Annotated in this window: 24 protein-coding genes; 17 read left to right on the forward strand and 7 right to left on the reverse strand. The window is 44.9% G+C overall.

All coding sequences use genetic code 11. From position 1 onward, the window contains the following. Window positions 1-175 precede the first annotated feature (175 nt). The 7 genes from Q9R46_RS03905 to odhB all read left to right on the forward strand — a co-directional run bounded on the left by Q9R46_RS03905 (window position 176) and on the right by odhB (window position 7993). Window positions 176-964, forward strand: a complete 789-nt coding sequence (locus Q9R46_RS03905; protein WP_311279050.1) for a DUF3891 family protein — start codon at window positions 176-178, stop codon at window positions 962-964. A gap of 172 nt (window positions 965-1136) precedes the next feature. Continuing rightward, window positions 1137-1619: an 8-oxo-dGTP diphosphatase gene (locus Q9R46_RS03910; RefSeq protein WP_311279051.1), complete on the forward strand. Its 483-nt coding sequence runs from the start codon at window positions 1137-1139 to the stop codon at window positions 1617-1619. 61 nt (window positions 1620-1680) lie between these two features. Further along, complete coding sequence (locus Q9R46_RS03915; RefSeq protein WP_311280942.1) at window positions 1681-2049, forward strand: YybH family protein; 369 nt, start codon at window positions 1681-1683, stop codon at window positions 2047-2049. A gap of 86 nt (window positions 2050-2135) precedes the next feature. Then, window positions 2136-2570: a GNAT family N-acetyltransferase gene (locus Q9R46_RS03920; protein WP_311279052.1), complete on the forward strand. Its 435-nt coding sequence runs from the start codon at window positions 2136-2138 to the stop codon at window positions 2568-2570. A 151-nt stretch (window positions 2571-2721) separates the two neighbouring features. Beyond that, entirely contained in the window at window positions 2722-3207 is a 486-nt protein-coding gene (locus Q9R46_RS03925) for a GNAT family N-acetyltransferase (RefSeq protein ID WP_123065105.1), read from the forward strand. A gap of 632 nt (window positions 3208-3839) precedes the next feature. Then, window positions 3840-6713: a 2-oxoglutarate dehydrogenase E1 component gene (locus tag Q9R46_RS03930; RefSeq protein WP_311279053.1), complete on the forward strand. Its 2874-nt coding sequence runs from the start codon at window positions 3840-3842 to the stop codon at window positions 6711-6713. Window positions 6714-6718: 5 nt separating this feature from the next. Next, window positions 6719-7993, forward strand: coding sequence for a 2-oxoglutarate dehydrogenase complex dihydrolipoyllysine-residue succinyltransferase (odhB, locus tag Q9R46_RS03935; protein WP_311279054.1), 1275 nt, complete (start codon window positions 6719-6721; stop codon window positions 7991-7993). A gap of 156 nt (window positions 7994-8149) precedes the next feature. Here odhB and Q9R46_RS03940 read toward each other — a convergent pair whose 3' ends face one another. From Q9R46_RS03940 to mnmL, 4 genes are all read right to left on the reverse strand, one after another. Then, complete coding sequence (locus Q9R46_RS03940; RefSeq protein ID WP_311279055.1) at window positions 8150-9169, reverse strand: alpha/beta fold hydrolase; 1020 nt, start codon at window positions 9167-9169, stop codon at window positions 8150-8152. A 57-nt stretch (window positions 9170-9226) separates the two neighbouring features. Then, window positions 9227-10207 (reverse strand): type I phosphomannose isomerase catalytic subunit, encoded by a 981-nt coding sequence (locus tag Q9R46_RS03945; RefSeq protein WP_311279056.1) that lies wholly within the window; start codon window positions 10205-10207, stop codon window positions 9227-9229. Between the two features lie 204 nt (window positions 10208-10411). Continuing rightward, entirely contained in the window at window positions 10412-10996 is a 585-nt protein-coding gene (gene mnmM / locus Q9R46_RS03950; RefSeq protein WP_311279057.1) for a tRNA 5-(aminomethyl)-2-thiouridylate-methyltransferase MnmM, read from the reverse strand. Next, the gene (mnmL, locus tag Q9R46_RS03955) at window positions 10997-11950 is read right to left on the reverse strand and encodes a tRNA modification radical SAM protein MnmL/YtqA (RefSeq protein WP_145328897.1); all 954 of its coding nucleotides are present in this window, start codon (window positions 11948-11950) and stop codon (window positions 10997-10999) included. It lies immediately after the preceding gene. Between the two features lie 314 nt (window positions 11951-12264). Here mnmL and Q9R46_RS03960 point away from each other — a divergent pair, with 314 nt between their 5' ends. Beyond that, a complete protein-coding gene (locus Q9R46_RS03960) occupies window positions 12265-12465 on the forward strand; it encodes a hypothetical protein (RefSeq protein ID WP_090922175.1) in 201 nt (66 codons plus the stop codon). Between the two features lie 151 nt (window positions 12466-12616). Beyond that, complete coding sequence (trmB, locus tag Q9R46_RS03965) at window positions 12617-13372, forward strand: tRNA (guanosine(46)-N7)-methyltransferase TrmB (protein ID WP_311279058.1); 756 nt, start codon at window positions 12617-12619, stop codon at window positions 13370-13372. Between the two features lie 64 nt (window positions 13373-13436). Here trmB and Q9R46_RS03970 read toward each other — a convergent pair whose 3' ends face one another. Next, a complete protein-coding gene (locus Q9R46_RS03970) occupies window positions 13437-15701 on the reverse strand; it encodes an AraC family transcriptional regulator (protein WP_311279059.1) in 2265 nt (754 codons plus the stop codon). A gap of 385 nt (window positions 15702-16086) precedes the next feature. On the opposite strand from Q9R46_RS03970, the gene Q9R46_RS03975 reads away from it, so the two are divergent. The 3 genes from Q9R46_RS03975 to Q9R46_RS03985 all read left to right on the forward strand — a co-directional run bounded on the left by Q9R46_RS03975 (window position 16087) and on the right by Q9R46_RS03985 (window position 19616). Then, window positions 16087-16992: an ABC transporter permease gene (locus tag Q9R46_RS03975; RefSeq protein WP_090922181.1), complete on the forward strand. Its 906-nt coding sequence runs from the start codon at window positions 16087-16089 to the stop codon at window positions 16990-16992. A gap of 36 nt (window positions 16993-17028) precedes the next feature. After that, window positions 17029-17964: a carbohydrate ABC transporter permease gene (locus tag Q9R46_RS03980; RefSeq protein ID WP_240036924.1), complete on the forward strand. Its 936-nt coding sequence runs from the start codon at window positions 17029-17031 to the stop codon at window positions 17962-17964. A 98-nt stretch (window positions 17965-18062) separates the two neighbouring features. Then, window positions 18063-19616, forward strand: coding sequence for an ABC transporter substrate-binding protein (locus tag Q9R46_RS03985; RefSeq protein WP_311279060.1), 1554 nt, complete (start codon window positions 18063-18065; stop codon window positions 19614-19616). A gap of 110 nt (window positions 19617-19726) precedes the next feature. On the opposite strand, the gene Q9R46_RS03990 is transcribed toward Q9R46_RS03985, so the two are convergent. Next, complete coding sequence (locus Q9R46_RS03990; protein ID WP_311279061.1) at window positions 19727-20878, reverse strand: MGDG synthase family glycosyltransferase; 1152 nt, start codon at window positions 20876-20878, stop codon at window positions 19727-19729. A 50-nt stretch (window positions 20879-20928) separates the two neighbouring features. Further along, on the reverse strand, window positions 20929-21456 hold the full coding sequence (locus tag Q9R46_RS03995) for a phosphatase PAP2 family protein (RefSeq protein WP_090922188.1): 528 nt from the start codon (window positions 21454-21456) through the stop codon (window positions 20929-20931). A gap of 710 nt (window positions 21457-22166) precedes the next feature. On the opposite strand from Q9R46_RS03995, the gene Q9R46_RS04000 reads away from it, so the two are divergent. From Q9R46_RS04000 to Q9R46_RS04020, 5 genes are all read left to right on the forward strand, one after another. Continuing rightward, complete coding sequence (locus Q9R46_RS04000) at window positions 22167-23405, forward strand: glycosyltransferase family 2 protein (RefSeq protein ID WP_090922190.1); 1239 nt, start codon at window positions 22167-22169, stop codon at window positions 23403-23405. Window positions 23406-23747: 342 nt separating this feature from the next. After that, window positions 23748-24242 carry a translation initiation factor IF-3 gene (gene infC / locus Q9R46_RS04005; protein WP_145332711.1) on the forward strand — a complete coding sequence of 165 codons (495 nt, stop codon included), beginning with the start codon at window positions 23748-23750 and terminating at the stop codon, window positions 24240-24242. 24 nt (window positions 24243-24266) lie between these two features. Beyond that, window positions 24267-24470 (forward strand): 50S ribosomal protein L35, encoded by a 204-nt coding sequence (gene rpmI, locus Q9R46_RS04010; protein WP_017689665.1) that lies wholly within the window; start codon window positions 24267-24269, stop codon window positions 24468-24470. A gap of 88 nt (window positions 24471-24558) precedes the next feature. Then, window positions 24559-24918 carry a 50S ribosomal protein L20 gene (gene rplT, locus Q9R46_RS04015; protein ID WP_017689664.1) on the forward strand — a complete coding sequence of 120 codons (360 nt, stop codon included), beginning with the start codon at window positions 24559-24561 and terminating at the stop codon, window positions 24916-24918. A gap of 573 nt (window positions 24919-25491) precedes the next feature. Further along, window positions 25492-26532: a BMP family lipoprotein gene (locus Q9R46_RS04020; RefSeq protein WP_311279062.1), complete on the forward strand. Its 1041-nt coding sequence runs from the start codon at window positions 25492-25494 to the stop codon at window positions 26530-26532. Window positions 26533-26668: the final 136 nt, after the last annotated feature.

Genomic DNA, 26668 nt, shown 5'->3' on the forward strand with positions numbered 1-26668 from the left:
AAATTTCAGCGAACTGACAACACCTTTACATGCTCTGTTCAATACGTAATGTCGTAAACACAGGCATAAGGTAGCGTAATTGCAGGCTGGAAGGCGGCTTATAAGAAAGTGTAACCCAAATTATGTTAAAGTCAACGTAAATGTAAACGTAAACCATGCGGAAGGGTGACAGCAAATGATCGTATATGAGAGAGAACATGATTTTGTTTTGACCGCACAGCATGAGCATGGAATTGTCGCTGGAGATATGGCTGCACATTGGAAGACGGAATGGCTTCCCCAAGGCTCGCATCGCGATGACCTGATTCTCGCGGCGAAGGAGCATGACCGGGGCTGGATTGACCTGGATGCTGCTCCTTTATGGAACGATTATAGTCAAATTCCGTACTCCTTTCGTGATTTCCCGCTGAGACCGCGATTTGTGTTTTATCGCAAGGGGATCGAAGAAGTAAGGCAGCAAAATCCTTATGCGGGTTTACTATGTAGTCTGATGTATACAGAGTTGTTTCAAAAAACACTCGGGGCAAATTCTGAGGATGATGATGACATCAGGCAGTATTTACAAGAAGAGCAGCTACAGCAGGAGAGTTGGAAGAAAGAACTGGACGTTAATGCCTCTGAACTAGAACAGCAGCTGAAAAACGATGTAGAGATCATGTTGTTCTGTGACCAGCTTAGTCTTTTTTTATGTATGGAAGAGCCAGGTACACCTACGGGACGTTATGATTTTTTTGCAGAAGGGCTCGGCTGTGGCTTTGACGCCTGTCCAAGTTCCAACATTCAAGTCGAGTGGGTATCAGGTGAGAAGGTAGCGTTATCCTTTTTTCCCTTCGATAGTGAGTTTGAAGTGAACATGTCTTATAAAGTGATACCCAAGGCCAGCATTCGCAAATTTGGAATGTTACAGGCATATCGTCGGGCAGATTGGAAGAAACGCCGAATATGGATCACAGCTCTATCCTAAGCTAAGCGTACTCCTGATTTAAGGAAAAACCCACATATTTACGTGATTAAAAGGCGGGCATCTGATATTACGGGCGTCCGTCTTTGGTATGGAAAAAAGTCTAGCAGGAATTAACGCAAGATTTCCAGAAATGTAGTGAAACGTGAGAAAAGCGCATCTTGGGAGGCTGAACATGAATTATCAGGTTGAGATTTATACGATGAGTATGGTGTGGAACCCGGTTAGCGATCAGGTTTTGCTGATGAACCGGCCGAATCATAAAGGGTTCCCGGGGTATATTGCTCCTGGCGGAAAAGTGGAGTTCCCCGAAAGTATTGTGGACGGAGCTATCCGTGAAGTTCGTGAGGAGACAGGGCTTTTGGCAAAGCAAATTACGTACAAAGGGCTGGATGAGTTCTGTGATCCTGAGCAAGGGTTAAGATACATGGTGTTTAATTATCTGGTAACTTCATATGAAGGCGAACTTCTTACCGACCCGCCGGAGGGGGAGTTAGTATGGGTATCCTTGAAGCAGGCATTGGAATTGCCGATGCAAGATTGGTTTGCAGAGCGGTTCCCGCGTTTTTTTAACTCAGGTACATTTGAACGAAGCGTGGTCTGGGAGAAGTCGAGTGGACGAACCTTGCAAGAGACGTTCAGGACATATAGGGACTAGAATGTGACCATGCGAGAAGAGAACACGGATATAGAATACAGAAGGAATGAGGATGAGGGCTATGGGATATGAGGAAACGCTGAGAGCGTACATAGAAGCAACGAATACACATCAGTTTGACGAAGTGAGTAAGCTGCTTGCGCCGAATGCAATCTATTGGTTTACAGGTACTTCTTGTACAACCTTGGATGAGATCCGGGCCTACTTCGAAAATGCTTGGGAAACGGTGAAAGAAGAGGTATATCGTGCAGAGAATGTGGATTGGATTGCAGTAGATGAGCGACAGGCGGTATGCACTTATTCCTATCACTGGGAAGGATACGTTCGTGGGAATCATGTTTCAGGACAAGGGAGAGCTACAAATGTATTTGTAAAAGATAATGAGGGAGCATGGAAATTGATTCATGAGCATTTGAGCCTGAGTGAATAGGAACAATCACATCGTATCCATATCTATATATTTAGTTCCAGATATTATGATATAATGAAGTTTACTTTGTTTTGGAGGTGCAGGTGATGGGAGTTGTATTTCGGGATACGCTGGCGGGAATTAACTGTGACCAATTAAGTGGAGGGTTCTTTGACGGTTGGCCGAACCCGCCATCAACTTCAACGTTTCTCAAATTGTTAGAGCAGTCGTATGCGATTGAACTAGCTGTCGATGAGCAGACAGGCAATGTGGTAGGTTTCATCCAAGCCATTTCGGATGGCGTACTTAGTGCGTACATTCCTTTGTTGGAAGTGTTGCCGAAGTATCAGGGGCAAGGAATTGGCACTACACTTGTCAAGCGCATGTTTCAGCGTCTGGAGGGATTATACATGATTGATCTTTTGTGTGATCCAGAAATCCAAACATACTATGAAAAACAAGGAATGCAGAGGTCAACAGGCATGGCTATTCGTCATTATTCCAATCAAGCAGGACACATAGACAACAAACAGAACGACTAACATAGATTTCAGGACAGCAGAAACAGTAGCAACATCAGGTGATTCAGAGGGACCTTAGAACTTCATAATGAGTAATTTGTAGATTTGCCATACATAGGGCTTCTGCAAAGGCATGGAAAAATAATTTGGATGCGAAGAGGTGGGGATTGGCATGAACTTGTCGTTCCGAATATTGGACTGGGATGAAGAAAAACCGTATGAACTTTTGCTGATGGCAGATCCTTCTAAAACGATTGTGGACGAATATCTCAGCAGAGGTGTTTGTTTTATAGCGGAGTATGAAGGAGAGATGGTAGGAGAGTTTGTATTACTTAAGACTCGTCCGGAGACAGCAGAGATTGTGAACATCGCGGTTCAGGAGGAATTGCAAGGACAGGGTGTTGGCAAACACATGATTAAGGAAGCTATGGAGGCGGCAAGAAGGCTAGGTTGTCGTATATTGGAGATCGGAACGGGCAATTCCAGCTTCCATCAATTGAAGTTGTACCAGCGTTGTGGATTTCGGATTACCGGGGTGGACAGGGACTTTTTTGTAAGACATTATGAGGAAGAGATCATTGAGGACGGCATTCGTTGTGTGGATATGATTCGTCTGGCCGTTGACCTAAACGACATAGCGGATGAGGAGAAGAAGTAATAAATCCGTAAATTGAGGAAAAACAGGATAGTCAGGAAGCCGCCGGGATTTGCATTCGAGCGGCTTTATTCTATGTTGTATATTGTCAGGATTCATTCTGAAATATCCAATTTCTTGTTGAATGACATTTGAATTGGTTAATGTTTAGATGGACGGTTTGTTTTTGGACAGAATGGACCACAATTCTTATTAAGGAGGTATATACGGAAATCAGATCTGGATTTGACCGAATCCAGCGTTACTGGCTTGCCCAGAATTGCGCCGATTATTCGATTCATCTAATTTATGCATCAATTGAGCTAAAAATAGGAAATGCTCCTGAGCGTAAAAGTTTATAGAATAGAGATTAGAACACGAACTTCTTTGGAAACGGGGAAGAACGTATAACCTTCGAACGGATCAGGACATTATTCGACATCTGTGCGACGGTAGAACTAATCATTGTATTACTTTGATTTTGAAAACGCAGACAAACCTTTGACGGGAGCGTCGGAACAACGTTATTACTACGAACAGCACGATAATTGGACTTCATGAAAAATTTCGCTTAAAATGTTGAACGAACGCGAATTACAGCTTATTCAATGATTTCCGTCAAACCCTATGACAAAATCAAGACGGAGGGAACGTCGATGACGATCGAGAAAGGCAACATGAAACCCTGGGAGAGTTACTATGGTCCCAATATGGGATACGTACAAGAACAGTATGAATTATTCACCCAAGATCCGGGTGCAGTGACACCGGCCTATCGTGAATTGTTCGAGCAATGGGGTGCACCGCCGATGTCTGGCAAGGGTGCAGAGACTCTTTCGAATAGCGGGAATGGTCAAGTTGCTTCTGGAAGTGTTGATATCCAACTATTGCAGAAAGCGGTTACAGCAGGCAAGCTTGTATGGAACATTCGCACGTATGGGCATCTGGCTGCCGATATTGATCCACTCGGGATCAGTGAAGCAACAGATACGTCGTTGCTGGAACCAAAACATTTTCAATTAAATGAGGAAGATTTGAAAGCATTGCCTGCCTCCCTGATCTGGGAAGGGGCAGACGGCCAGACAACGACTGGCTGGGATGCAATCCAACGTCTTCGTCAAATCTATACAGGTCCGATCGCTTACGAATTCAGTCATGTGCATGAAGTACAAGAACGTGAGTGGTTGAATCGCCGTGCGGAATCCCGCACATCACCCGCTCCGCTTACGCAAAATGAACGTACAGCGTTGCTGGAACGCTTGGTTGAAGCTGAACAATTCGAAGATTTCTTGCACAAAACATTTGTTGGACAGAAACGTTTCTCCATTGAGGGGAACGATGTGCTTGTTCCTATGCTGGATGAAGCGGTCCGTCTTATGGCAGAAGCAGGCTCCAGTCATATTCTGATGGGGATGGCTCACCGCGGACGCCTGAACGTTCTCGCTCATGTCCTGGGCAAACCGTACAGCAAAATTTTCTCTGAATTTCATCATGCCCCGAACAAAGACTTGGTTCCATCCGAAGGTTCAACCGGAATCAATTATGGTTGGACGGGGGATGTCAAATACCATATGGGCGCGAACCGTTTTGTAAAAGACGGGGAGACAGTACAGGCTCGCCTGACACTCGCCAACAACCCTAGCCATCTGGAATACGTCAATCCGGTTGTGCAAGGCTTTGCACGTGCGGCCCAGGATGATCGCCGTGAACCGGGTTATCCGAAGCAGGATGTAACGAAGGCGGCGACCATTCTGATGCACGGGGATGCGGCATTCCCGGGAGAAGGTATTGTAGCCGAAACGCTGAACTTCAAAGCATTGCCAGGGTACCAAAATGGCGGAACGATTCACATCATCGTGAACAACCGTCTTGGTTTCACTACGGACAGCAGTGACTCGCGTTCAACTTATTATGCAAGTGACCTTGCCAAAGGCTATGAAATTCCGATTGTGCATGTTAACGCAGATAACCCTGAGGCTTGTATTGCGGCAATCCGCATGGCAGCGGAGTATCGCAACCGGTTCAAGAAGGATTTCCTGATTGACCTTATCGGGTATCGTCGTTACGGTCATAATGAAACGGATGATCCTGAAACGACACAGCCGCTCGTGTATGACAAGGTGAAGAATCACCCGACAGTCAGTCATCTGTATCAGGATATGCTTAAAAAGGACTCCGTCATTGATGATGCCTTCATCGCGAGTGTACGTGATGGCGTAGCGGATCGTCTAAAAGAAGCCTATGATCAGATGAAGAAAAATGAAGTGCATGAATACTACCAGCGCAACATCAGTGAGTCTGAGGCAGTCACAATTACGCCAACAGCGGTGCCTTTGGAGCAACTGCGTAGCATTAATGCTGATCTTCTGAAGTGGCCAGAGACTTTTAATGTATATCCTAAATTGCAACGGATTTTGCAACGCCGGAGTACAGCTCTGAATGAAGGGGAAAAAGTAGACTGGAGCCTAGCCGAAACACTGGCATTTGCAACGATATTGGCAGACGGCAAGCCGATCCGTATCAGTGGTCAGGATGCGGAGCGTGCAACCTTCGCTCATCGTAACCTTGTATTGCATGATGCTACGAATGGTGAAAAATTCTGTCCGTTGCATCATCTGCCACAAGCAAAAGCATCGTTTGCGATCTATAACAGCCCACTGTCAGAAGAGTCTGTCGTTGGATTTGAATATGGATACAATGTGTACTCACCAGATACACTCGTAATTTGGGAAGCACAATTCGGTGACTTTGCGAACTGTGCACAGGTCATTTTCGACCAGTTCGTATCAGCAGGTCGTGCAAAATGGTCTCAAAAATCGAGTCTGGTCATGTTGCTGCCACACGCTAACGAAGGCCAAGGGCCAGAACATACAAGCGCACGTCTGGAACGTTTCCTGCAATTGTGTGCGGAAGACAATATGACAGTGGTTAATCTGTCGAGTGCTTCACAGTACTTCCACTTGTTGCGTCGTCAAGCCTCATTAACCGAGACAGAAGATGCACGACCACTTGTGATGATGTCACCAAAAAGCTTGATTCGTAATCCGCGTGTTGCGTCACCAGCTGTGGAATTTAGTGAAGGTAAATTCGAACTTGTGCTGGAGCAACCAGGTCTAGGTACAAAACCGGATCGTGTAGAACGTATTATTTTGTGCAGTGGTAAAGTTGCTATTGATCTGGAAGATGCGATTGAAAAAGAGAAGGGCGATTATTCCTGGCTTCACATCATTCGTGTCGAGCAACTCTATCCGTTCCCAGCAGAAGAGATCAAACGTGTACTCGCACGTTTCAGTCAATTAAAAGAGCTGGTATGGGTGCAGGAAGAGAACAAAAACATGGGTGCATGGACATATATGGAGCCTCGTCTTCGTGAGATCGCGCCTGAAGGCACTACCGTAAGATATGAAGGCCGTCCGGAACATGCAAGTCCTTCCAGCGGTTACCAGCTTGTGCATAGCATGGAGCAACAATTGATTATTACAGCATCGTTGAAACAAACGGCGAAGAATAATATTCCACTGGGGAGGTAACAGCTGTGAGCGAAATTAAAGTACCTGCAATGGGTGAGTCAATAACTGAGGGAACGGTATCCAGATGGATGGTCAAAGAAGGAGACACCGTCAACCAAGGCGATGTTTTGCTTGAACTGGAGACAGATAAAGTCAACATCGAGATCAGTGCTGAAGAGAGTGGTGTACTGGAAAAAATCATTCGTCAAGAAGGCGAGACAGTAGTTATCGGTGAAACGATCGGTACACTTTCGGCTGGGGCAGGGGGCGGAAACGCTCCAGCTGCTTCCGAACCAGCAACGTCCGAATCCAAACCGGCTTCTGCACCAGCTCCGGAAGCTCCAGTAGCACCAGCTGCTGTTGTGGCACCGCCAGAGTCATCCGACAGCAACAAGACAGCGTCTCCTTCTGCACGCAAGCTTGCTCGTGAGCGTGGGATTGAACTGGATCAAGTACAGAGCAAAGATCCGATTGGTCGCGTATATCAGGATGATGTGAAAAGCCATGGAAGTCAGCCGTCCGCTCCAGTGGCACCGCCGGCAGCTAAAGCTCCTGCTTCCGCGCCTAGTGCTCCAGTAGCCAGTGGCGCAACTTTTGCCAAGCCTGTAGAACGCCAACGTATGTCTCGGCGCCGGGCAACCATTGCAAAACGTCTGGTTGAAGCACAGCAGACTGCAGCGATGTTGACCACATTCAATGAGGTTGACATGACAGCGATCATGGACGTTCGTAAACGTCGCAAGGACAAGTTCAAAGAGAAGCATGATATTAACCTGGGCTTCATGTCTTTCTTTACCAAAGCGGTTGTCGGTGCACTTAAAAAATTCCCAACAATTAATGCAGAGATTGATGGCGAAGACGTTGTACTGAAAAAATTTTACGATATCGGTATTGCGGTGTCTGCCAAAGAAGGTCTGGTTGTTCCGGTTGTACGTGATGCTGACCGTCTGGGCTTTGCCGAAATCGAAAGAAGCATTGCAGATCTGGCGTCCAAAGCACGTTCCAACACGCTCGCATTGTCTGATCTGCAAGGTGGTACATTTACGATTACCAATGGCGGAACATTCGGTTCCCTGTTGTCTACGCCAATCCTGAATACTCCGCAGGTCGGTATTCTCGGGATGCACAAAATTCAGCTTCGCCCAGTGGCGATTGATGCTGAACGGATGGAAAACCGTCCAATGATGTACATCGCCTTGTCCTACGATCACCGGATTATTGATGGAAGCGAAGCTGTACGATTCCTGGTGACTGTAAAAGAATTGCTTGAAGATCCAGAATCATTGTTGATTGAAGGTTAATCATTTCTGAGATTTGGTCTGGACTTTATTTCTCATCCTATGAAACCTGAGATACTTCAATAGAATAAAACCCCCTAAACAAGCACAATACAGACTGTGCTCGTTTAGGGGGTTTTTGCTCGCATTTGAACCGGAATTGAATCAGAAAAAGATTTTTTACATCAAAGCCGTCTGATTCGATTGAATTTCAAATGACGGATCTCTATCGATATCTTGTTGACTATTATTTTGTGTAGGTTGTTGCTCGATCGTTGGCATATGGCGTTTTAACCAATTCAGGATATCTTGAGCCACTTCGTTACGATTGGTCTCATGGAGCATCTCATGGCGTCCGCCCGGATAAAGACGATATTCTACATCTTGAAGTCCAAGCTTCTGATACTGAGCGTATAGGTTAAGTACACCTTTGCCCCGAAGACCGACAGGATCTAGTTCACCTGAGAACAGAAGAACCGGCTTGTGTTTCGGAATACGTTCCATATGCTGCGGAAGATGGATTTCTAGTAGCAGCTTAAAGAAATCTCGAAAAAAACCAGCGGTACATATCGCTCCACACATGGGGTCGTCGATGAATCGCTGTACTTCCTGCTTGTCACGAGATAACCAGTCAAAGGGGGTTGTGGCTGGTCGGAAAGCGCGGTTAAATCCGCCAAATACAATGGCATTCAGTAACAAGCTTCGATGATTGTCACCTTGAATGCCGCACTGGAGTAGCGCCAGCTTTTCTCCAAACCGAAGCAAGCCTCGTTTGCCGTTTGTGCCGGACAGCACAAATGCGTGGTATCTCTCATGTCCTGCATACATCAGGTGTTGTACCAAAAAGGAACCCATACTGTGCCCCATAAGGAACAGAGGGGTACCTGGATGTTGTTTGGCAACTAGCTCGCCCAGATTGACCATATCTTTAGCCATCCAGCGAAATGCGTCCACACCTGCATCACCCAGTGCCTCGGTGCTCTCCACCGTTTTGCCATGCCCCCGATGGTCATTAGCATACACAGCAAAGCCGTGCTTCGTAAGATAACCCGCAAATTCGGCATAACGCGCTGCGGTTTCGCCCATTCCATGCGCGATCTGTACAACGCCTTGAATGTGTTCGTCCGGATCGGGAAGCCAGCAGTATACATGAACACGGGTACCTTCATTGCCTATCAGCGTAAAGGTAGATTCCTGCATTTCGTGTAATTCCTCCTTCACAGGTTATCGTTGACTAAAGCTAAAGAAAGCTACAACTTAAGGCAGATAGGATCGAAGAACGGTTGTATTGCCACTTAGTGTATAGTTACCCAGATTAGCCGGAAGAAGATAACATTGGCCTGCTTTCAATGCTAGCTGCTCGCCTTCCTCAGAACCACTCCATTCAAGCGCACCCTCACCTTCACACACAACAAGAATGGTGAAGCTGTCCGATGTCGTAGATAACTCCCAGCGTTCAGTCACCACGCCTTTTTCTACTACAAAATAAGGACAAGAAGCAAGCTGGAGCCACTCACCAGGTACAACATTGCTCGTTTTCATCGTTGTCGCTCCTGCACCTTCATAGGCGGTGACATTCAAGGAATCTTCCACATGCAGTTCACGTGGCTTCCCGTCCAGTCCAGGGCGGTTGTAATCATAGATCCGGTACGTTGTATCTGAATTTTGTTGTATTTCTGCTACAACAACCCCGGCACAGAGAGCGTGCACCGTTCCAGCAGGGATGAAGAATGTATCTCCGGCTTCTACAGGTACTTGACGAAGAGTATCCATAACGGTGCCATTCTCCAGCGCCTGTCTCAACCCCTCACGATCTACACCTTCATTAAGGCCGTAAATAATATGGGCACCGGGTTTGGCGTCAAGCACGTACCACATTTCGGTTTTACCCAGTTCACCTGGAGGAAGAGCCTTGTAGTCATCTGTAGGATGAACCTGAACGGAGAGGTCATCGTTACAATCAAGCAGTTTGATTAGCAGAGGGAAGCGTCCGCCTTTTTCAGAGACGCCTTTGGTTCCCAGCCAGGCTGTTCCGAGATGTTCACGAACCTCATCAAGTCCTTTGCCAGCGAGTGGTCCATTTATTACCTTGGTCGTACCGTTTGCGTGATCTGCGATCATCCAGCCTTCACCAATATGTCCTTCAGGGGGAGTAAGGCCGAATTGCTCCAGCGCTCGACCTCCCCATACACGTTCTTTGAATTCGGGTTGGAATTGTAGCGGGTATGGCGTAGACATGGATATCTCTCCTTAGTATATGAAATGGTGATTCGCTTTAACCAGTTCGGGCCCTTTAACGATCGACATATGCAGATTTATGTTGTGAACGAGTGCAGAATATAGTTGCACCATGTAGGTGGCACTGCGATGTTGGGTGAAGCAGAAAGGCTTATCCGGTCAATATGTTCAGTGTATTTCATTTGGTACACAAAGCGAATTATTTTATTTTTTTTCAATCCCGATTAAATAAGGTGAAGTTTTACGTTGCATCTGGCGGTACATCACAACCTGAGCTTGTTCGACAGGTAAGGCGGCGGCCCATGTGGATACAGCATCAGCTTCCTGGGCGCCACCTTCGTGACCCGGATATAACACGACAGTGATCATACCGCGTGGACGCAATAACATCATAGCAGCTTCAAGTGCTACAATTGTACTCGTTGTTTCGGTGATGATTGAAGCATCCGCTCCTTCAGCAGGTAGGTAGCCTAGATTAAACATAATAGCCCCTACATTACCAATCCAGGCGTCAGGAACGGCTTCGGCCATTCGTGCATGGCTTAATTCCATCATGGAAATGGAACCAAGTTTGCTACGATCAGCATGCTTTCGAATTCTGGCTTGTGCAAGCAGTAGTGCTTCGTTCTGGATATCAAATCCGATGACCTGACCACGCTGGCCTACTTGCTTTGCGAGAAACAAAGTATCCGCACCTGTACCCACCGTGGCATCAATGGCGAAATCTCCTGGCTGGAGCCGAGAACCAATCCATTGATGTGCGCAGCTAAGAACCGATAGAAAGCCCATTTATGCCTCCCTCCAATACTTACCCTGCCATGTATCGCGTTCACGCAGTTCGCGGTCGATGGAATTCAGAACTTCCCATTTGTTCAAAGACCACATGGGACCAATAAGCAGGTCGCGCGGGGCATCTCCTGTAAGACGATGAACAATCATTTCCGGTGGGAGCATCTCGAGGGTATCTACAATCAGCTTGATATACTCATCCTGTTCAAGAAATCGAAGCAGACCCGCTTCATATTGTTTAACCATCGGCGTTTTGCGCATCAGATGAAGCAGATGTATCTTAATGCCTTGCACATCCATATTAGCTACGGCACGACCCGTATCCAGCATCATTTCGTGTGTTTCTTGCGGCAAGCCATATATGATGTGTGTACAGACCCGGATGTTGTGTTTGCGCAATTTTCCTACAGCTTCTTCATAACACGCCGTATCATGTGCACGATTGATCAAATTCGAAGTGGAATCATGAATCGTTTGCAGTCCCATCTCTACCCATAAATAAGTGCGCTGATTAAGCTCTGCCAAATACTCCACAACATCATCCGGTAAACAGTCCGGGCGAGTAGCTATGGATAAACCGACAACGCCGGGCTGTTGTAAAATTTCTTCAAAGTATTCACGCAGTTCTTCGACTGGTGCATAGGTGTTGGTGTACGCCTGAAAATAACCGATATAGTGAGCCGAAGGCCATTTCAAATGTTGCCTGTCGCGAATCGTATTGAACTGGCTGACGAGGTCTTCGCGTCTGCTTCCTGCAAAATCACCTGAACCCCGTGCACTGCAAAAGGTACAGCCCCCTTTGGCAATGGAGCCATCCCGATTCGGGCAGGTGAACCCGGCATCCAGCATCACTTTGAATACTTTGTTATTAAATTGATCGCGCATTTCATAATTCCAGGTATGGAACCGTTTATCCCCCCACATGAGTGGGGACTGTGTAGCCGGTGCATTCATTTTCAAGGTACTCCTTTGAGGTCTATGGCTTAAAATATAGTACTTTTTTGGTTCATTTCTTATTCTGTAATATCATACCTGAGCAGGGTATGCAGCTGCTGTGCGGTTTTCGTCATTTATTGTACCAAAAATCCGAAAAAAAGGGGAATGCAAACGAAAAAAAAGGCCGTCAAATCAAGGGTTTTTACTTGATGTAGTTTACACCTTATGTTATATTTAAATCAGCGTCAGACACCATCCAGTGAGTAGTTTTCATCGTGGCATTTGAATGAATGTTGACGTCATGGATCATACTATACCGTGAGGTGATATGAATGAATTCCCAAGTTAAAAATAATGAATTCCAGCATGTATCTGTTGAACTGACGGCAGAAGAGGCGCTGGCCCTGACAGGCGTTCGTTTTAATGGAAATCCGAAAGTGAAAGCGGCTGCAAGACAAAAAGTTCGCGATGCTTTCGAAAAGACATTTGATTTTTCACACCAAGATAAGGTAGACTATGAACTACTAAAGTAGTTGGACCCCAATTCCAAATAAATCGAAAAGGGAATCTTTGAGATTTGCCCAACGTGGCAGGTCCGGAGATTCCTTTTTCATTGCTCTTTACAATTGGCCGGTTCTTCGGCAAAATGAGTCTAGGACAAGTATGGACAAACGGAGGAATAACATGCGTTTACGTGGTAGAAAAGGCATTAGAGAAAATCTGGAGCAACAAGAGGATCTGGTTGTACTGGAGCCAAAGCAACATAAAGGCAAGTGGGCCGAGCTGTTTGGCAATGATCATCCGATCTTTGTCGAGTTTGGCATGGGTAAAGGTCAATTTATCAGCCAAATGAGTTATAAACATCCCCAATATAATTTTATCGGTATCGATATGTATGATGAGCTCGTTCGTCGTGCCAGTGAGAAGGCGCGTAACGCCTGGAGTCAAGCTGAGGTAGAGACACCCCCGAACCTGAAGCTGGCGCTCGCGAACATCGAACAGATCGAAGAGGTGTTTGATCCGAAGGAACTGGAACGCATTTATTTGAATTTTAGTGATCCGTGGCCAAAAGCAAAACATGCACGCCGCCGGTTAACACACCCACGCTTCTTGAAAAAATACATTGAGTTGCTGAATCCCAAAGGGCAGATTCATTTTAAAACGGATTCAGAAACGTTGTTTGAGTTCTCTCTGAACTCAATCGCTGATTTCGGCTTGCAGATGACGAATTTGTCCCTGAACCTGCACCGTGATGGCTTGAATGAAGAACATGTCATGACCGAGTATGAACAAAAATTCATGGGTAAAGGCATGAACATTCACCGGGTCGAAGTGATTGTAGGGGAAGAGGCTTTCCGAGAGTACAATGAAATGCGTCTGGATAAGTACAAAGTGCGTGAAGCGACAGACGAATCTGGCGAGGATCAGGACGAAGCATAAAAAAGGCGGTATCTGAGGGCAAATGCATTGCTCCAAGATACCGCTCTTTTTTTATAAATAGAGGTTACAGATGCTCAGAATGAAGCTCTTTACGGCGATAATCGTTAGGGGTCACGCCGTTCAATTTTTTAAACATCCGATAAAAATAAGAGCTGTTGGTAAAACCGGTTCGCTCGGCGATATCCGCAACGGAATTTTCGGTCTGCACGAGCATATGTTGTGCTTTAGCAATGCGTGTCTCATTAATGACATCTGTAAGTCCTTTCAATGTGAGCTGTTTATATAACCTGCTGACGTAGATTGGCGACATGCTTAGTTCCTCTGCGATTGAGGTTAAGCACAGATTCGGGTCAGCATAATCCCGTTCAACAATATCGTTGATTCTCCGGATGAGTTCCTCATGCTTAAGTGTGCGTTTTTCCTCTACTTTGGAGCCGAGTTCGTCAAACATCCGATAAAAATGTTCATGCACCTCGCTGAGATCCTCAGCATTTTTCACAGGAAGCATCAAACTGCCTGAAACGGAATCCAGTGTAAGTTGATTGTTTTTCTTGAGGGTATTGCGAACATGATTAAGGGTCATCGTCAGATGGGACAGAGCGAGTTGAAAGACGGTAAACGGATAGGCGGCCGTTTCACTCACGATATCTGCGTATATTAGCTTGGCTTCTTCAGTCTTGCCCGTCATTAAGCATTCCACAAGCTGTCTTTCTTTGCCTGCGGGAAAAGTATACTCTTTGCTCTGATACGCCATAATGCCTGTGGTATGAATCAAGCAACCTGGCCCCATGAACAGGCGATGCAGCGATGCTTCAGCGGAACGAGCGTAACCTTCAATACATTCCTGCAGTGAATTTTCTTCTGGACCCAGCGTACAGGAGATGGAACATTTGAGATGAGTCATGACTGCCGCCTGCATCATACGTAGCAATTCCTCAATTTGATGAGAAGCCGAAGCTTCATTTTCTGACAAAGAATCATTTTCTGATTTTTTATTAAACAGAAGCGTAATCAGGTCACCGCCCATATCCACTGCTTCCACATAATAGTGAATATCTGCGGTTTCGGTGCAAATGTTCATCATCGCGTATTTGACAAGCTTGGTATCATCCCGATAAGTCTCGCAAAATTCCGTAAAATGGTCGATGCGCAAAAGCACCATTCTTGAGGGGGAATGTACATCAATAGAGGAACCGTAGAACCTCATCCGCTCTTCCAGCATATTGCAGGTCACGGTTTCCCTTCCTTGTAGTGCACCTCGTAAAAAATCCTGCCTGAGCAAGTGCAGACTACCCCGGCGTTCGGCTTCCATCACGCGCATACGGACAAGTACGTTGTTGATCGGGTGATATAGCTTGCGCGATACCAGATAAGAGAGAATCAAACCCGCAACCAGTAGCCCTAGGCAAAATAACAGGGTGTGCGTGCGCATCCCGCGAATATCGGCTGTAATCACGTCATAGGGGGTGATTCGTACGTAACGCCATCCTAGACTGTCTGGAGCGGTGTAGGTGATGAGCGACTTTTCCCCATCCACTTGCTCGGTAAAATAAGCAGAATGCTCCGTATCTTGCATGATTGGACGCATGAAGGTTTCGTTTGCGAGATGGTTAAGCAACGGGCGATCACCAAAATCGGACAACAAGTCGCCTTGTTCATTCACAATGAAGGTTTTGCCAGGCTGGTCTGCCGCATTCATATTGGGACTAAGCCAGTCATCCTTAATGTTGACGATAACGGCGTAATTGAGCTTGGCGTTGTCGTTAATGGTGTCGTAGCACAGGTAAGTGTAACTGTTCACCTCACTGGCTTCGGTTGAGCCGACCTTATACGTGCGCGGAATAGGCACAAAGGGTTTATAGTCATGGAAACGATCCAGAATATGTTTGATTCCCTGGTCATCGATCTCGGATATAGACTGCTGCCCATTGCGAACCCCGTCGGAACTGATAAAAAATTCACTGCTTTTCGAGTTATATACATAGATGGATTCAATAAAAGGAAGAGACATACGGTAATTATCGAGTTGCTCCATGGCCGAAGTGATCTGATAGATACTGGGTTTGGAATAGAGCATCAGGGAAGAAATCGTGTAGTCCTGATATATTTGGTAGGAGAGTGACTTGGCGCTTTCCGTCATTTTGGCCACTTCACGGCTGGTCTGGGTAAGGCTGTTCACATCAGTACGATAGACCTGGCGTAGAGCAATTCGATTGTAGTTAACATATAGAATGGCTGATGCCACAAGCAGCGTTGCGGCAGTGCTGATAATAATACCGATCAGAATCCGCGTGAATACTTTCTGACTATCCTCTGAACGTTTGCGCATTCTTTTTCCCCCTCGTACCTCCTGATATAAGTGAACTGCGGTATTTTTCATAAGAAATACTGAATTTCATATGTAGCAAAACAGAAGATCAAGGTAACTTGAATTATATATTATGTATGCGTTTACATCAATGCTGTACAAGCGTTTTGGTTCCTTCTCCCTAGATAAAGTTCAACTTTCGCGGAATTGTTCATCCGGCTGGAACTATGCACGATATCAACTTTTGTGAACGTACATGCGTTCATTTCATAATTAGTACATATTGTTCACTTCTCAATTCGCAGTATCGTTCACCAATGGGAGGAAGCTTCAGTATTCATTAACGAAGAAGTCAGTCTACAATGAATTCAGAGCTTCACCGTTACATTTTGGGAGGGATCGAGCCATGCTCAAAGAATTGAACAAAAACAAAATCATGTTTCTGATGCTGCTACCCACGCTGATCTTTTTTCTCATTAACTCGTATTTTCCGATGGTCGGTATTTACTACGCATTTACCAGTTATGATTTTGCAGGAGGATTATTCGGAAGCCCCTTTGTCGGGTTAGACAACTTTAAATTTCTCTGGCAATCGGGAATGCTGTTGAAACTTACGACTAATACCGTAGGGTATAACCTGGCTTTCATTATATTAGGTAATGGTCTCGCGATCTTTTGTGCGATCATGCTCAGTGAAATCCGGGGCAAGTTGTTCAAAAAAATAACCCAGTCCGTCATGTTCCTGCCGTACTTTATCTCTTTTGTTCTATTAAGTGTAATCGCTTACAACATGTTTAACTATGAATCCGGGTTTGTGAATACCGTGCTCAAACGTTTTGAGGCAGGGCCGGTGGATATCTACAACACACCATGGATATGGGTGTTTCTCATCATTATCTTTTATTTGTGGAAAAACCTCGGGTACAGCATGGTCATCTATCTGGCCGCTATAACGGGAATAAGTGACGAGTATTATGAAGCGGCGCGCATTGACGGGGCGAATATCTTTCAGCGGATCTGGTACATCACAGTGCCGATGCTCAAACCAACGTTTGTCATTCTCCTGTTATTCTCGCTTGGCAGCATCATGAAAGGACAGTTTGACCTGTTCTATCAATTGATCGGGAATAACGGCGTGCTCTACAACGCTACGGATATCATTGATACGTATGTCTATCGTTCATTGAAAGTAACCTTTGATATCGGTATGGCAACGGCAGCCGGCTTGTACCAATCGTTATTCGGGTTCATTCTCATCATGACGGTCAACTACATTATTCGCAAAATTAACGAGGATTACGCCTTGTTCTAGAATAAGCACGCCCATAGGGCAGAAGGGAGAACAACGATGAGCACACAAACGCATACCCAAAGACGGATACGGACCCAGACTCGTGCCAAAGATTCGGAATTCAACTTGGCTTTTCAGCTCATTGCCTATGGTATCATCATTGTTTTGTCATTGATGTGTCTGCTTCCATTCCTGCTCATTTTGTCAGGTTCATTCAGTAGCAACGAATCGATCGTGCGGGATGGGTATCATCTTTTTCCAACACACTTCTCTCTGGAAGGTTACAAAATGGTATTTAAATTCCCGACACAGGTACTCAAAGCGTATGGAGTAACGGTGTTCACCACGGTTGTGGGAACGACACTGGGCCTGTTTTTTATCACCATGGCGGGATTTGTGCTCCAGCGTAAAGATTTTAAATACCGGAACACGTTCTCCTTTTTCATTTACTTCACAACGTTGTTTGGCGGAGGCCTTGTGCCTTGGTACATTATGCTGGCGAACTACTTCAACCTGACGGATACGTATACGGTACTCATTTTCCCGGGGTTAATGACACCATTTTTGATCATTCTGATGAAAAACTTTATTCGCTCCGCGGTTCCGGATGAACTGATCGAATCGGCGAAGATTGACGGTGCCAACGATTTCCGGATCTATTTCAGCATTGTGTTAAAACTGGCGATGCCTGGCATTGCAACCGTTGGACTGTTTCTTGCCCTGGGGTATTGGAATGACTGGTTTACATCATCCTTGTTTATCAATAATCCGGATATGTACCAGCTTCAATTTTATTTGTACAACACGATGAATACGATTACCTTCATTGATCAGATGGCGATTGGTACGGGGGTAACCCTCAGTCAAGACGTTCCAACAGAGTCGACCAAGATGGCGATGGCGATTATCGTAACAGGCCCGATTTTGTTCCTGTATCCGTTTGTTCAACGTTATTTTGTCAAAGGACTCACCATTGGAGCCGTAAAAGGTTAGAACGTACACACGCTGGGGACTTCAGGCTACCGAGGAGATGGATGGTCTGATGCATAGCGGGTCTGCGCTAACATATAGGTTTAACACAAAAAGGGAGGATGCATATGCGTAAAAAAATGATTCGGCACCTGTCTGTGGTACTTGTTATGATGTTATTTGCTAGCGTGCTGGCGGCGTGTAACGGCGGCGGTTCTGGAGGGAATGCTCAAGGTAACGCTCAGGGAGGCACGTCGGACAACAAAGGTGAGAAAGTAACCCTGCAATTTTATATGCTTGGAGATGCTCCGAAAGACCTGCCTGTGATTGAGTCGGAGATTAACAAGCTGGCTGAAGCCGATCTGAATGTAAATGTAAAATTCAACTTTACGTCCTGGACGGACTGGGATCAAAAATATAAATTGCTGCTGTCTTCCGGACAGCCGATTGACTTAATCTTTACAGCAGACTGGACGAACTACCAGTCTTACGCGAAGAAAGGTGCTTTCCTGCCGCTGGATGAACTGTTGGCAAAAACACCAAAGCTCAAATCTCATGTCCCGGATGATATGTGGAATGCGGTGAAGATTAACGACAAAATCTACACGGTTCCATCCACGTGGATTGAATACGTGACGGAAGGTATTGCATACCGTGAAGACCTGCGTGAGAAGTATAATCTGCCGAAGCCGGAATCGATGGAAACGCTCGAAGCATACCTGGACGGCATCAAGGCAAATGAGCCCAATATGATTCCGATTGCAGACAGTAATGCAAACCATACGCATGGTGTTCGTCAATTGACTTCCAAGCTGGTAAATACGGCGGGTCAGCTTCCATATGGCCTGGATATTATGTATGATACACCATCTACAGTGACGTCCTACTGGGGCTCGCCACAGCATCTGGAAGACCTGAAAACATACAAACGTTGGATGGATAAAGGCTTTTTTCCGAAAAACGTACTGAATGTGAAGGATACATCCAATTCCCTGTTGCAAAATGGTAAAGCAGCTGTCATTCTCGCTGGTGAGAATCCGAACAAATTCAATTCTGATGTGATCAAGGTTCAGTCCACTCACCCGGACTGGAAGCTTGGATATTTCCCTTATCCGAATGCGAAAGGCTTTGCACAGCCGGTACATCCGATTCACAACGGTTTTGCTATTCCGCGGAGCAGTAAAAATCCGGAAAGAGCACTGGAATTTTACGAGAAGCTTGTAACCGACAAACGTTATAACTGGCTGACCGAGTATGGTGTGGAAGGCAAAAACTTCGAAGTGAAAGACGGATACTATCATATGATTGGCGATGCACAAAGCAATGGTTTCCCGCGTGAAGGTATGAATGGCTGGGCATGGCGTAATCCGGAGTTTATGCTGTACGACAAGAGTTTTGATGATGTACTCGCTATGTTCAAAGACCTTGATAAGATCAAAAAACCGGATATCTTCACTGGTTTTGCCGAGGATTGGACACCTTATCAAGCGGAGAAAGCGGCTTTGGAACAAGTTGAGAAGCAATATCTGTATCCACTTAACGTAGGCCTTGTTGCGGATGTAGAGGGCGGTTTGAATACGTTTATGGAAAAAGCAAAACAAGCCGGTCTGGACAAAATTCAGTCCGAGTATACAAAACAATGGCAGGAGTACCTGAAATCTGCTGGTATACAATAAGCGTGTGGTTAATTTGCAGACTTAAGAAAAAAAGGTGCCTTCCGTTTCGAAGGCACCTTTTCTCTTCGTTATAAGAGACAAGAAGGACGGGGTTTTCAGCTTGTAAAAGGTTATAAACGGGTCGACTCTGTTGATAACGGCTGCATATCCTGTAACAAATTCATAATAGACTGCGCGCTTTCCATCGGATGTACTTTGGCAATCTCGGCCAGATGGCGTTTTCGCTTCTGAAGCACCTCTGGATAGTGATGCAGCAGTTTGTTCATCCACTTTACAACCACATCAAGGGAGGTAATTCGTTCACCCAATCCTCTGGCCGTAAAATAATGTACATTCTCTTCCTCCTGACCCGGGATCGGATTATGAAACAGCATCGGAATACCTTTTGCCAAACCCTCACTGCAAGTCATTCCGCCTGGTTTTGTAATGAGTAGATCAGAGACTTCCATTAATTTATCAATTTCCGTTGTATACCCGATAATGTGGATATTTTCTTGCTGGAACAGTGGGTCCTGTTCCATGCTAATCCGAATTTTATCATTACGTCCGAGACAGAAAATAATCTGGACATCTTCATGCCAGCGTGCTAACAATTGGTGAACCACTTTGTCACTGAGCATTCCCCAACCACCGCCCATCACAAGCACGGTAGGCATTTTTTTTAAGTTAAATCTGGATCGGATCTCGTCATGCACGGGATGCTCCCAGAAGTTTGGGTGCACCGGAATACCGGTTACCTTGATTTTCTCTAAGGATACGCCTCGTTGCATCAACTTGGATTTAACTTCGTCTGAGGAGACGAGATACAGATCCACTTCAGGACTGATCCATGTACCATGTGCGTCATAATCCGTTAAAACGTTACATAAAGGCACCTGCGTACCTAACCGCTTTAACCTGGATATAACCGCACTTGGAATGGGGTGCGTGCAGACAATAGCATCCGGATGCAACTGACGCACCACACTGCGGGTATGGGTGTAAAACACTTTGTGCAGTGCAAGAGTTGTTAACCGATTCAATGGCTTTTTATATTGCTGTCTGTACATGTATCCAACAAGTTTGGGTTGATTGGTCACCGTTCTTTTGTATGCATTAATGATAAGTGGTGCAACTTTCGGGTTAAGAAAGCTTCCGAGTTCAAGCACTTTGGTCTGGATATTCGGCGACAGTTTTCGTAAGTGGCTGGACAATGCATAAGCAGCCTGGGTATGCCCTGCGCCAAAGCCTTCAGATAATAATAAGATTCTTTTTTTCTCCACGCTTGCTTCACCTGTTCCTGCTAGGTTTTCCTGAGTCTAACATATCGGCTTTAAGTCCAGAATGCAACTGTAGCAAGTGCGACTAAAGTACCGATTGTGGCTCCTGCCAACACATCGGACGGATAGTGCAGCCCCAGATAGATTCGAGAGAATCCGACAATAAGGGCCACAGGAAGCAAAGTCAGCAATAGAAACGGCTCAGTAGTCATAAAGGGTACTGTAACCGAAAAAATAGCGGTAGTATGCCCCGACGGAAACGAATGATCTGTCAGTGGGTTGCGAAACGTTATTGTATCAGGCAAGGCCAGATAAGGTCGAATGCGAGGATACAATTTTTTGGCAATGGCTACAGGAATATGACTTACGGCTAATGCGATGCAGGCTTGAAGCCCGGTCGTACTCCATGGAGCCGGGGCCAGTAGCCAGATTAACAAAGATACTGCAATGGAAGAAGTTGCTCCACCGAGATGGGTGAAATAGTACAGCCAGAAATTCATAAAACGATTATGAAGCCGGCCGTTAATCCACATAAACACATTACGATCGTACTTTTGAAACTTTAAGAAAAAACGGCTCATATTGGCCTCCTGCCAGTCAGGCCGTCCCGAGGACGGCAGTATTTCCGGGATGTTACCCGTGTCGGTTTGCCACCTGTGTAGTATATAACCGATTTTGAAGGTCTTGAGGTTATTTCAGGCATATGTTTATCATATTTTTAAATGTTGTCCTTTTCAAGAAGAAGACATGTAAAGAACGTAAAATTCATGTAAAAGAGTGGATGAAAAACCAATGGTCTTTTTTGACTTCATTCTGCGAAAAAAGATACAATGATTCAACATGGCTGAAATGAGGTAAAAAAATGTGAGTTTTAGATTAAACTTTTTGGTGGCCATTTACGTTATTTGATGTAGAGAGACGGTTCAGTTGCAGGAAGCCACATCAAAAAGAAGGGACTTTAGAAATAAAAATCAAGAAAACGGCTGAAAATAAGATATATCAGGCATGAATGCGAGGTTGTGGCATCACGGAGTGGCTATTCAGCGTTTAAAGTTCACATTTCTGCTTCAGAAAGTGGAATTGGGGTTTTGACAAATGGCTGAAAAGAATACAGAATCGATAAAGCAGCCAACTGGTCGCAACCATGATTTGAAACATTGTCTGAATGATTGACGTAGTACACAAAAGCACAGGGTCATATTCTGCAATTACAAAAAAAATAAAATGCAGAATGAGGAAGAGAAATACTAAAGTAATCTGGGTTTTATCTAAAAGGGGGTAACAGAGAACGATGTTGGACGCTATATTCGTCACGCTGCAGGTCATTCTGGCGCTGCTTGCCGTGTACCAATTCACGTTTTCGCTGTTCGGTCTGTATAAGAAAAAGAAAAAGAAAAATTATCCTGCAACAAAATCATTTGCTGTGCTGGTTGCTGCTCACAATGAGGAACAAGTTATCGGTGCGTTGATGGAAAACCTGAAGGAACTGGACTATCCGAGAGATCTGTACGATGTGTTTGTCATCTGTGACAACTGTACAGATAGCACGGCAGAAATCGTTCGTCAGCATGGCTGGAATGCATGTGTACGTACGAATCCAGACTTGAGAGGTAAAGGGCACGCTATCGAGTGGATGCTCAAATACCTGTGGGATTTGCCTCGCCAGTATGATGCGGTTGTTATGCTTGATGCTGATAATCTGGTTGAGCAAAACTTCTTGCTTGAAATGAATAATGACTTGTGCAATGGAGCACGTGTTATTCAGGGATACATCGATACGAAAAATCCTGAAGATTCATGGATCACTGCGGCTTATGGTGTATCGTACTGGTATATCAACCGGCTGTGGCAGTTGTCTCGTCACAACCTGAACATGGCGAATTTCCTCGGCGGTACAGGGATGTGCTTCGAGACCAATCTGCTAAAAGAAATTGGCTGGGGCGCTACAAGCCTTGTGGAAGACCTGGAGTTTACGATGCGAAGTGTACAGCGTAATGTGTATCCGGTGTTTAACTATGATGCCAAGGTTTTCGATGAGAAACCATTGACATTTAAAGCTTCAGCTAGACAACGTTTGCGCTGGATGCAAGGGCACTTTACGGTAGCGAGAAGATACTTCTTCCCATTGTTATGGCAGTCCATTAAAGAAAGAAGTCTCGTGAAGTTTGACCTTGCTGTATATGGTGCCAATGTGTATGTGGTGTTGCTTACTTTCCTGTTGACGGCTGTAATGTCAATCGATATTTATGTATTGGACGGCCCGCATATCGCTAACATTTATGGATATTTCCCATTGTGGGTTGGATTCATAGCGATCGGCATGAACGTGTTAACGTTCCTGTTGTCTATGGCACTCGAAAAAGTTAAGTTTGCTAAAGTGTATCTGTATCTGATTCTGTTCCCGATTTATTTGTTGTCATGGTATCCAATTACGTTTTATGCGTTCTTTACGCAAAACAACAAACAATGGAGCCACACGCAACATACACGTGTTGTGCGTCTGGATGAAGTACAGAGCAAACAAGGCTAACTTTTGGATAGATTAATTGGTGAACCTTTGCATAGCTATGAATGTTGTCACATTCTTTTTACAAAAAAAAGTGTTTTGTATGTTGACAATGTGTGTTGGCAGATGTTATAGTATTCAAGTGCGTTAAACAAATAGCAAAATGGAATCACAAGCAGAAGTCCGACTTCTCACCTGACCGACATACGTTGGCTGGTCAACGATCCCAATAATTTATGAAGTGTATACTCATGAAGAATTGTGTTGATTACAGGGATGTCGGTAGCTTGACCGGCATCCCTTTTATTTTTGTGTAACAGGATATTCAAAATGACCTGGAGGTGGACGGTTATTAGTAAAGATCACATGATTAATGACGAGATTCGGGCGAAGGAAGTACGCCTTGTCGGAGCTGAAGGAGAACAAATCGGGATCACTCCCATTCGTGAAGCACTTCAAATGGCAATTGACCTGAACTTGGACCTGGTTAATGTGGCCCCGCAGGCTAAACCGCCGGTGTGCCGCATCATGGACTATGGCAAATTCCGCTATGAGCAACAAAAGAAAGAAAAAGAAGCCCGTAAGAACCAGAAAATTGTTGATATTAAAGAAGTATGGTTCCGTTCCAATATTGAGGAGCACGATTATCAAACGAAGCTTCGTAATGTAGTTAAGTTTTTGAAAGAAGGCGACAAAGTGAAATGCTCCGTTCGTTATCGCGGACGTGAGATTGCACACGCGTCTATTGGCCAAAAGATTTTGGAACGCGTTAAGGTGGAAGTTGCAGAACTTTGTACCGTTGAACGTCAACCGAAACTGGAAGGCCGCAGTATGATTATGATCTTGGCTCCTAAAGCCTGATAACATTGGAGGAGGAAACACAACATGCCTAAAATGAAAACACACAGCAGTTTGAAAGGACGCTTCAAAATTACCGGTTCCGGTAAAGTCCTTCGTTACAAAGCTCACAAAAACCACTTGCTTTCTCACAAATCCAAACGTGCTAAGCGCGTTTTGAACGGCAACCCTGTAATGGCTGCTGGCGACGTGAGACGTTTGAAACAAGGTTTGGCTAACCTGAAAGGTTAATTCAAAATAGTAGATTCCGTACGGGGGATTGGCTTCGGCCATACACATACCACGGATACATTTATATTTATTTGGGAGGTTCTTTAATATGGCAAGAGTAAAAGGCGGTTTTGTAGTACGTCGTCGTCATAAAAAGGTTTTGAAACTGGCAAGAGGTTATTTCGGTTCCAAACACCGTATCTTTAAAACAGCTAATGAGCAAGTAATGAAATCCTTGGTATACGCATACCGTGACCGTCGCAACACAAAACGTAACTTCCGCAGACTGTGGATCGTTCGTATCAATGCTGCAGCACGTATGAACGGTTTGTCTTACAACAAATTGATCCACGGATTGAAACTTGCTGGTGTAGACATGAACCGCAAAATGTTGGCTGATCTGGCCGTTAATGACATCAATGCGTTCAACTCTTTGGCTACTGTAGCTAAAGGCAAAATCAACGCTTAAATCTGTATGAAGTAAGCCGCCGTACCTATGGCGGCTTTTTTTACGGGCTTGAGAATAAAAATGCCTTAGGAAGAACAACCTAAACATATCGAAAAGCTGGAAGTGATAGCAACGATGGAACGCCGTTGGTGAATAACACAGCGTGGCATTACATAAAACACGAACGGTACAAAAGTACAAATGGATTAGAGTGGTTTTACAGAAAGTTTGAAGTGAATGTGATATTTTCGTTATATAACATCACATCGCTGTAACGTTAGTGTGTTAAAACGCTAAATTATTAAGCGCTTTCAATAAAAAAAGTACAAAAATAAGTGGTTTTTGGTGATTATACATCTGGATTTTAACACTGGTTGATTGTATAATCACCTCTAGTAGGCCAGTCCTAAATTTTTCTTTTCGGGTCATAATGTTCGGTTTTTCGACAGATGAACAGATGTATCGTCTATAGGAATACGCTTTTAGTGAGCCATTGGCGAAACATTTCGCTTTTAACCTGTTCTTTATATCTGTTGAGCCGAGCAGTGCAGACGAGATTTGAAAGGGACATATTATTAAGGGGGAAAAAGAGAAATGAAAAAAATGCTTAGCCTGTCTCTGGTAATGTTGCTGGCAGTATCGGTTATGCTGGCAGGATGCGGAAGCAAACCGAAAGAAGAAACAAATGCCGGAGGAGATAACGGTGGAACTTCCACTGAAGCCAAATCCGATGTTCAAATCGGTATGGTTACTGACGTAGGCGGCGTAAACGACAAATCCTTTAACCAATCGGCTTGGGAAGCACTGCAAGCAACCGAAACTGAAACAGGTGCAAAAGTAAAATACCTGCAAAGTAAATCCGATGAAGAATATATTCCTAACTTGAACGAATTTGTTAAAGGTGGATACACTCTGACTTGGGGTATTGGTTTCCAACTGGCTGATGCCATCAAAACGGTAGCTGAGCAAAACCCTGATGCTAAACTGGCGATCATCGACAGCGTAGTGGATGCACCTAACGTGAAATCCGTAACCTTCGCTGAAGAAGAAGGATCTTTCCTGGTTGGTGTTGTTGCTGGTCTTTCAACAAAAACAAATAAAGTTGGTTTCGTAGGTGGTATGGATAGCCCGCTGATCAAAAAGTTCGAAGTTGGTTTCAGAGAAGGGGTTAAAGCAGTAAACCCTAAAGCTGAATTCATCTCTAACTATACAGGTGCTTTTGACAAGCCTGACTTGGGTAAAGCAGCGGCAGCTACATTGTACAACAAAGGCGTTGACATCATTTTCCACGCTTCCGGTGCAACAGGTAACGGTGTGTTCAATGAAGCGATTGCTCGTAAAAAACAAGGTCAAGATGTATGGGTTATCGGTGTAGACAAAGACCAATCCCTTGAATTCGGCGATGAAGTAACACTGACTTCCATGATCAAAAAAGTAGACGAAGCGGTTAAACGCGTGAATAAAGAAGTTGTTGACGGTACATTTGCTGGTGGAGCCGAGAATCTGACGCTGAAAGAAAACGGCGTAGGTATTGCGGACACTTCCAGTAAAAATGTAAAACCAGAAGTTCTGGCTAAAGTTGACGAATACAAAGAAAAAATCATCAGCGGCGAAATCAAAGTACCTACTGAGTAATACGAATTCGTAGTCATTTTGATATCTGCTGTATTATAATCATCCGGGCCGGTCTTGACCGGCCTTGTGATTGTAAAGGCAGGAACATTTGATCAAGGCATTATAACATTTGTACAATCCAACCATTGCAATAGTG

This window comes from Paenibacillus sp. RRE4 (assembly GCF_031844205.1).
GTDB classification, from domain to species: domain Bacteria; phylum Bacillota; class Bacilli; order Paenibacillales; family Paenibacillaceae; genus Paenibacillus; species Paenibacillus xylanexedens_B.

Coding starts and splice junctions, on each gene's coding strand:
- Q9R46_RS03905 (WP_311279050.1), top strand. CDS start 176: ATGATCGTATATGAGAGAGAACATGATTTTGTTTTGACCGCACAGCAT.
- Q9R46_RS03910 (WP_311279051.1), top strand. CDS start 1,137: ATGAATTATCAGGTTGAGATTTATACGATGAGTATGGTGTGGAACCCG.
- Q9R46_RS03915 (WP_311280942.1), top strand. CDS start 1,681: ATGGGATATGAGGAAACGCTGAGAGCGTACATAGAAGCAACGAATACA.
- Q9R46_RS03920 (WP_311279052.1), top strand. CDS start 2,136: ATGGGAGTTGTATTTCGGGATACGCTGGCGGGAATTAACTGTGACCAA.
- Q9R46_RS03925 (WP_123065105.1), top strand. CDS start 2,722: ATGAACTTGTCGTTCCGAATATTGGACTGGGATGAAGAAAAACCGTAT.
- Q9R46_RS03930 (WP_311279053.1), top strand. CDS start 3,840: ATGACGATCGAGAAAGGCAACATGAAACCCTGGGAGAGTTACTATGGT.
- Q9R46_RS03940 (WP_311279055.1), bottom strand. CDS start 9,169: ATGCAGGAATCTACCTTTACGCTGATAGGCAATGAAGGTACCCGTGTT.
- Q9R46_RS03945 (WP_311279056.1), bottom strand. CDS start 10,207: ATGTCTACGCCATACCCGCTACAATTCCAACCCGAATTCAAAGAACGT.
- mnmM (WP_311279057.1), bottom strand. CDS start 10,996: ATGGGCTTTCTATCGGTTCTTAGCTGCGCACATCAATGGATTGGTTCT.
- mnmL (WP_145328897.1), bottom strand. CDS start 11,950: ATGAATGCACCGGCTACACAGTCCCCACTCATGTGGGGGGATAAACGG.
- Q9R46_RS03960 (WP_090922175.1), top strand. CDS start 12,265: ATGAATTCCCAAGTTAAAAATAATGAATTCCAGCATGTATCTGTTGAA.
- trmB (WP_311279058.1), top strand. CDS start 12,617: ATGCGTTTACGTGGTAGAAAAGGCATTAGAGAAAATCTGGAGCAACAA.
- Q9R46_RS03970 (WP_311279059.1), bottom strand. CDS start 15,701: ATGCGCAAACGTTCAGAGGATAGTCAGAAAGTATTCACGCGGATTCTG.
- Q9R46_RS03975 (WP_090922181.1), top strand. CDS start 16,087: ATGCTCAAAGAATTGAACAAAAACAAAATCATGTTTCTGATGCTGCTA.
- Q9R46_RS03980 (WP_240036924.1), top strand. CDS start 17,029: ATGAGCACACAAACGCATACCCAAAGACGGATACGGACCCAGACTCGT.
- Q9R46_RS03985 (WP_311279060.1), top strand. CDS start 18,063: ATGCATATGCGTAAAAAAATGATTCGGCACCTGTCTGTGGTACTTGTT.
- Q9R46_RS03995 (WP_090922188.1), bottom strand. CDS start 21,456: ATGAGCCGTTTTTTCTTAAAGTTTCAAAAGTACGATCGTAATGTGTTT.
- Q9R46_RS04000 (WP_090922190.1), top strand. CDS start 22,167: ATGTTGGACGCTATATTCGTCACGCTGCAGGTCATTCTGGCGCTGCTT.
- infC (WP_145332711.1), top strand. CDS start 23,748: ATGATTAATGACGAGATTCGGGCGAAGGAAGTACGCCTTGTCGGAGCT.
- rpmI (WP_017689665.1), top strand. CDS start 24,267: ATGCCTAAAATGAAAACACACAGCAGTTTGAAAGGACGCTTCAAAATT.
- rplT (WP_017689664.1), top strand. CDS start 24,559: ATGGCAAGAGTAAAAGGCGGTTTTGTAGTACGTCGTCGTCATAAAAAG.
- Q9R46_RS04020 (WP_311279062.1), top strand. CDS start 25,492: ATGAAAAAAATGCTTAGCCTGTCTCTGGTAATGTTGCTGGCAGTATCG.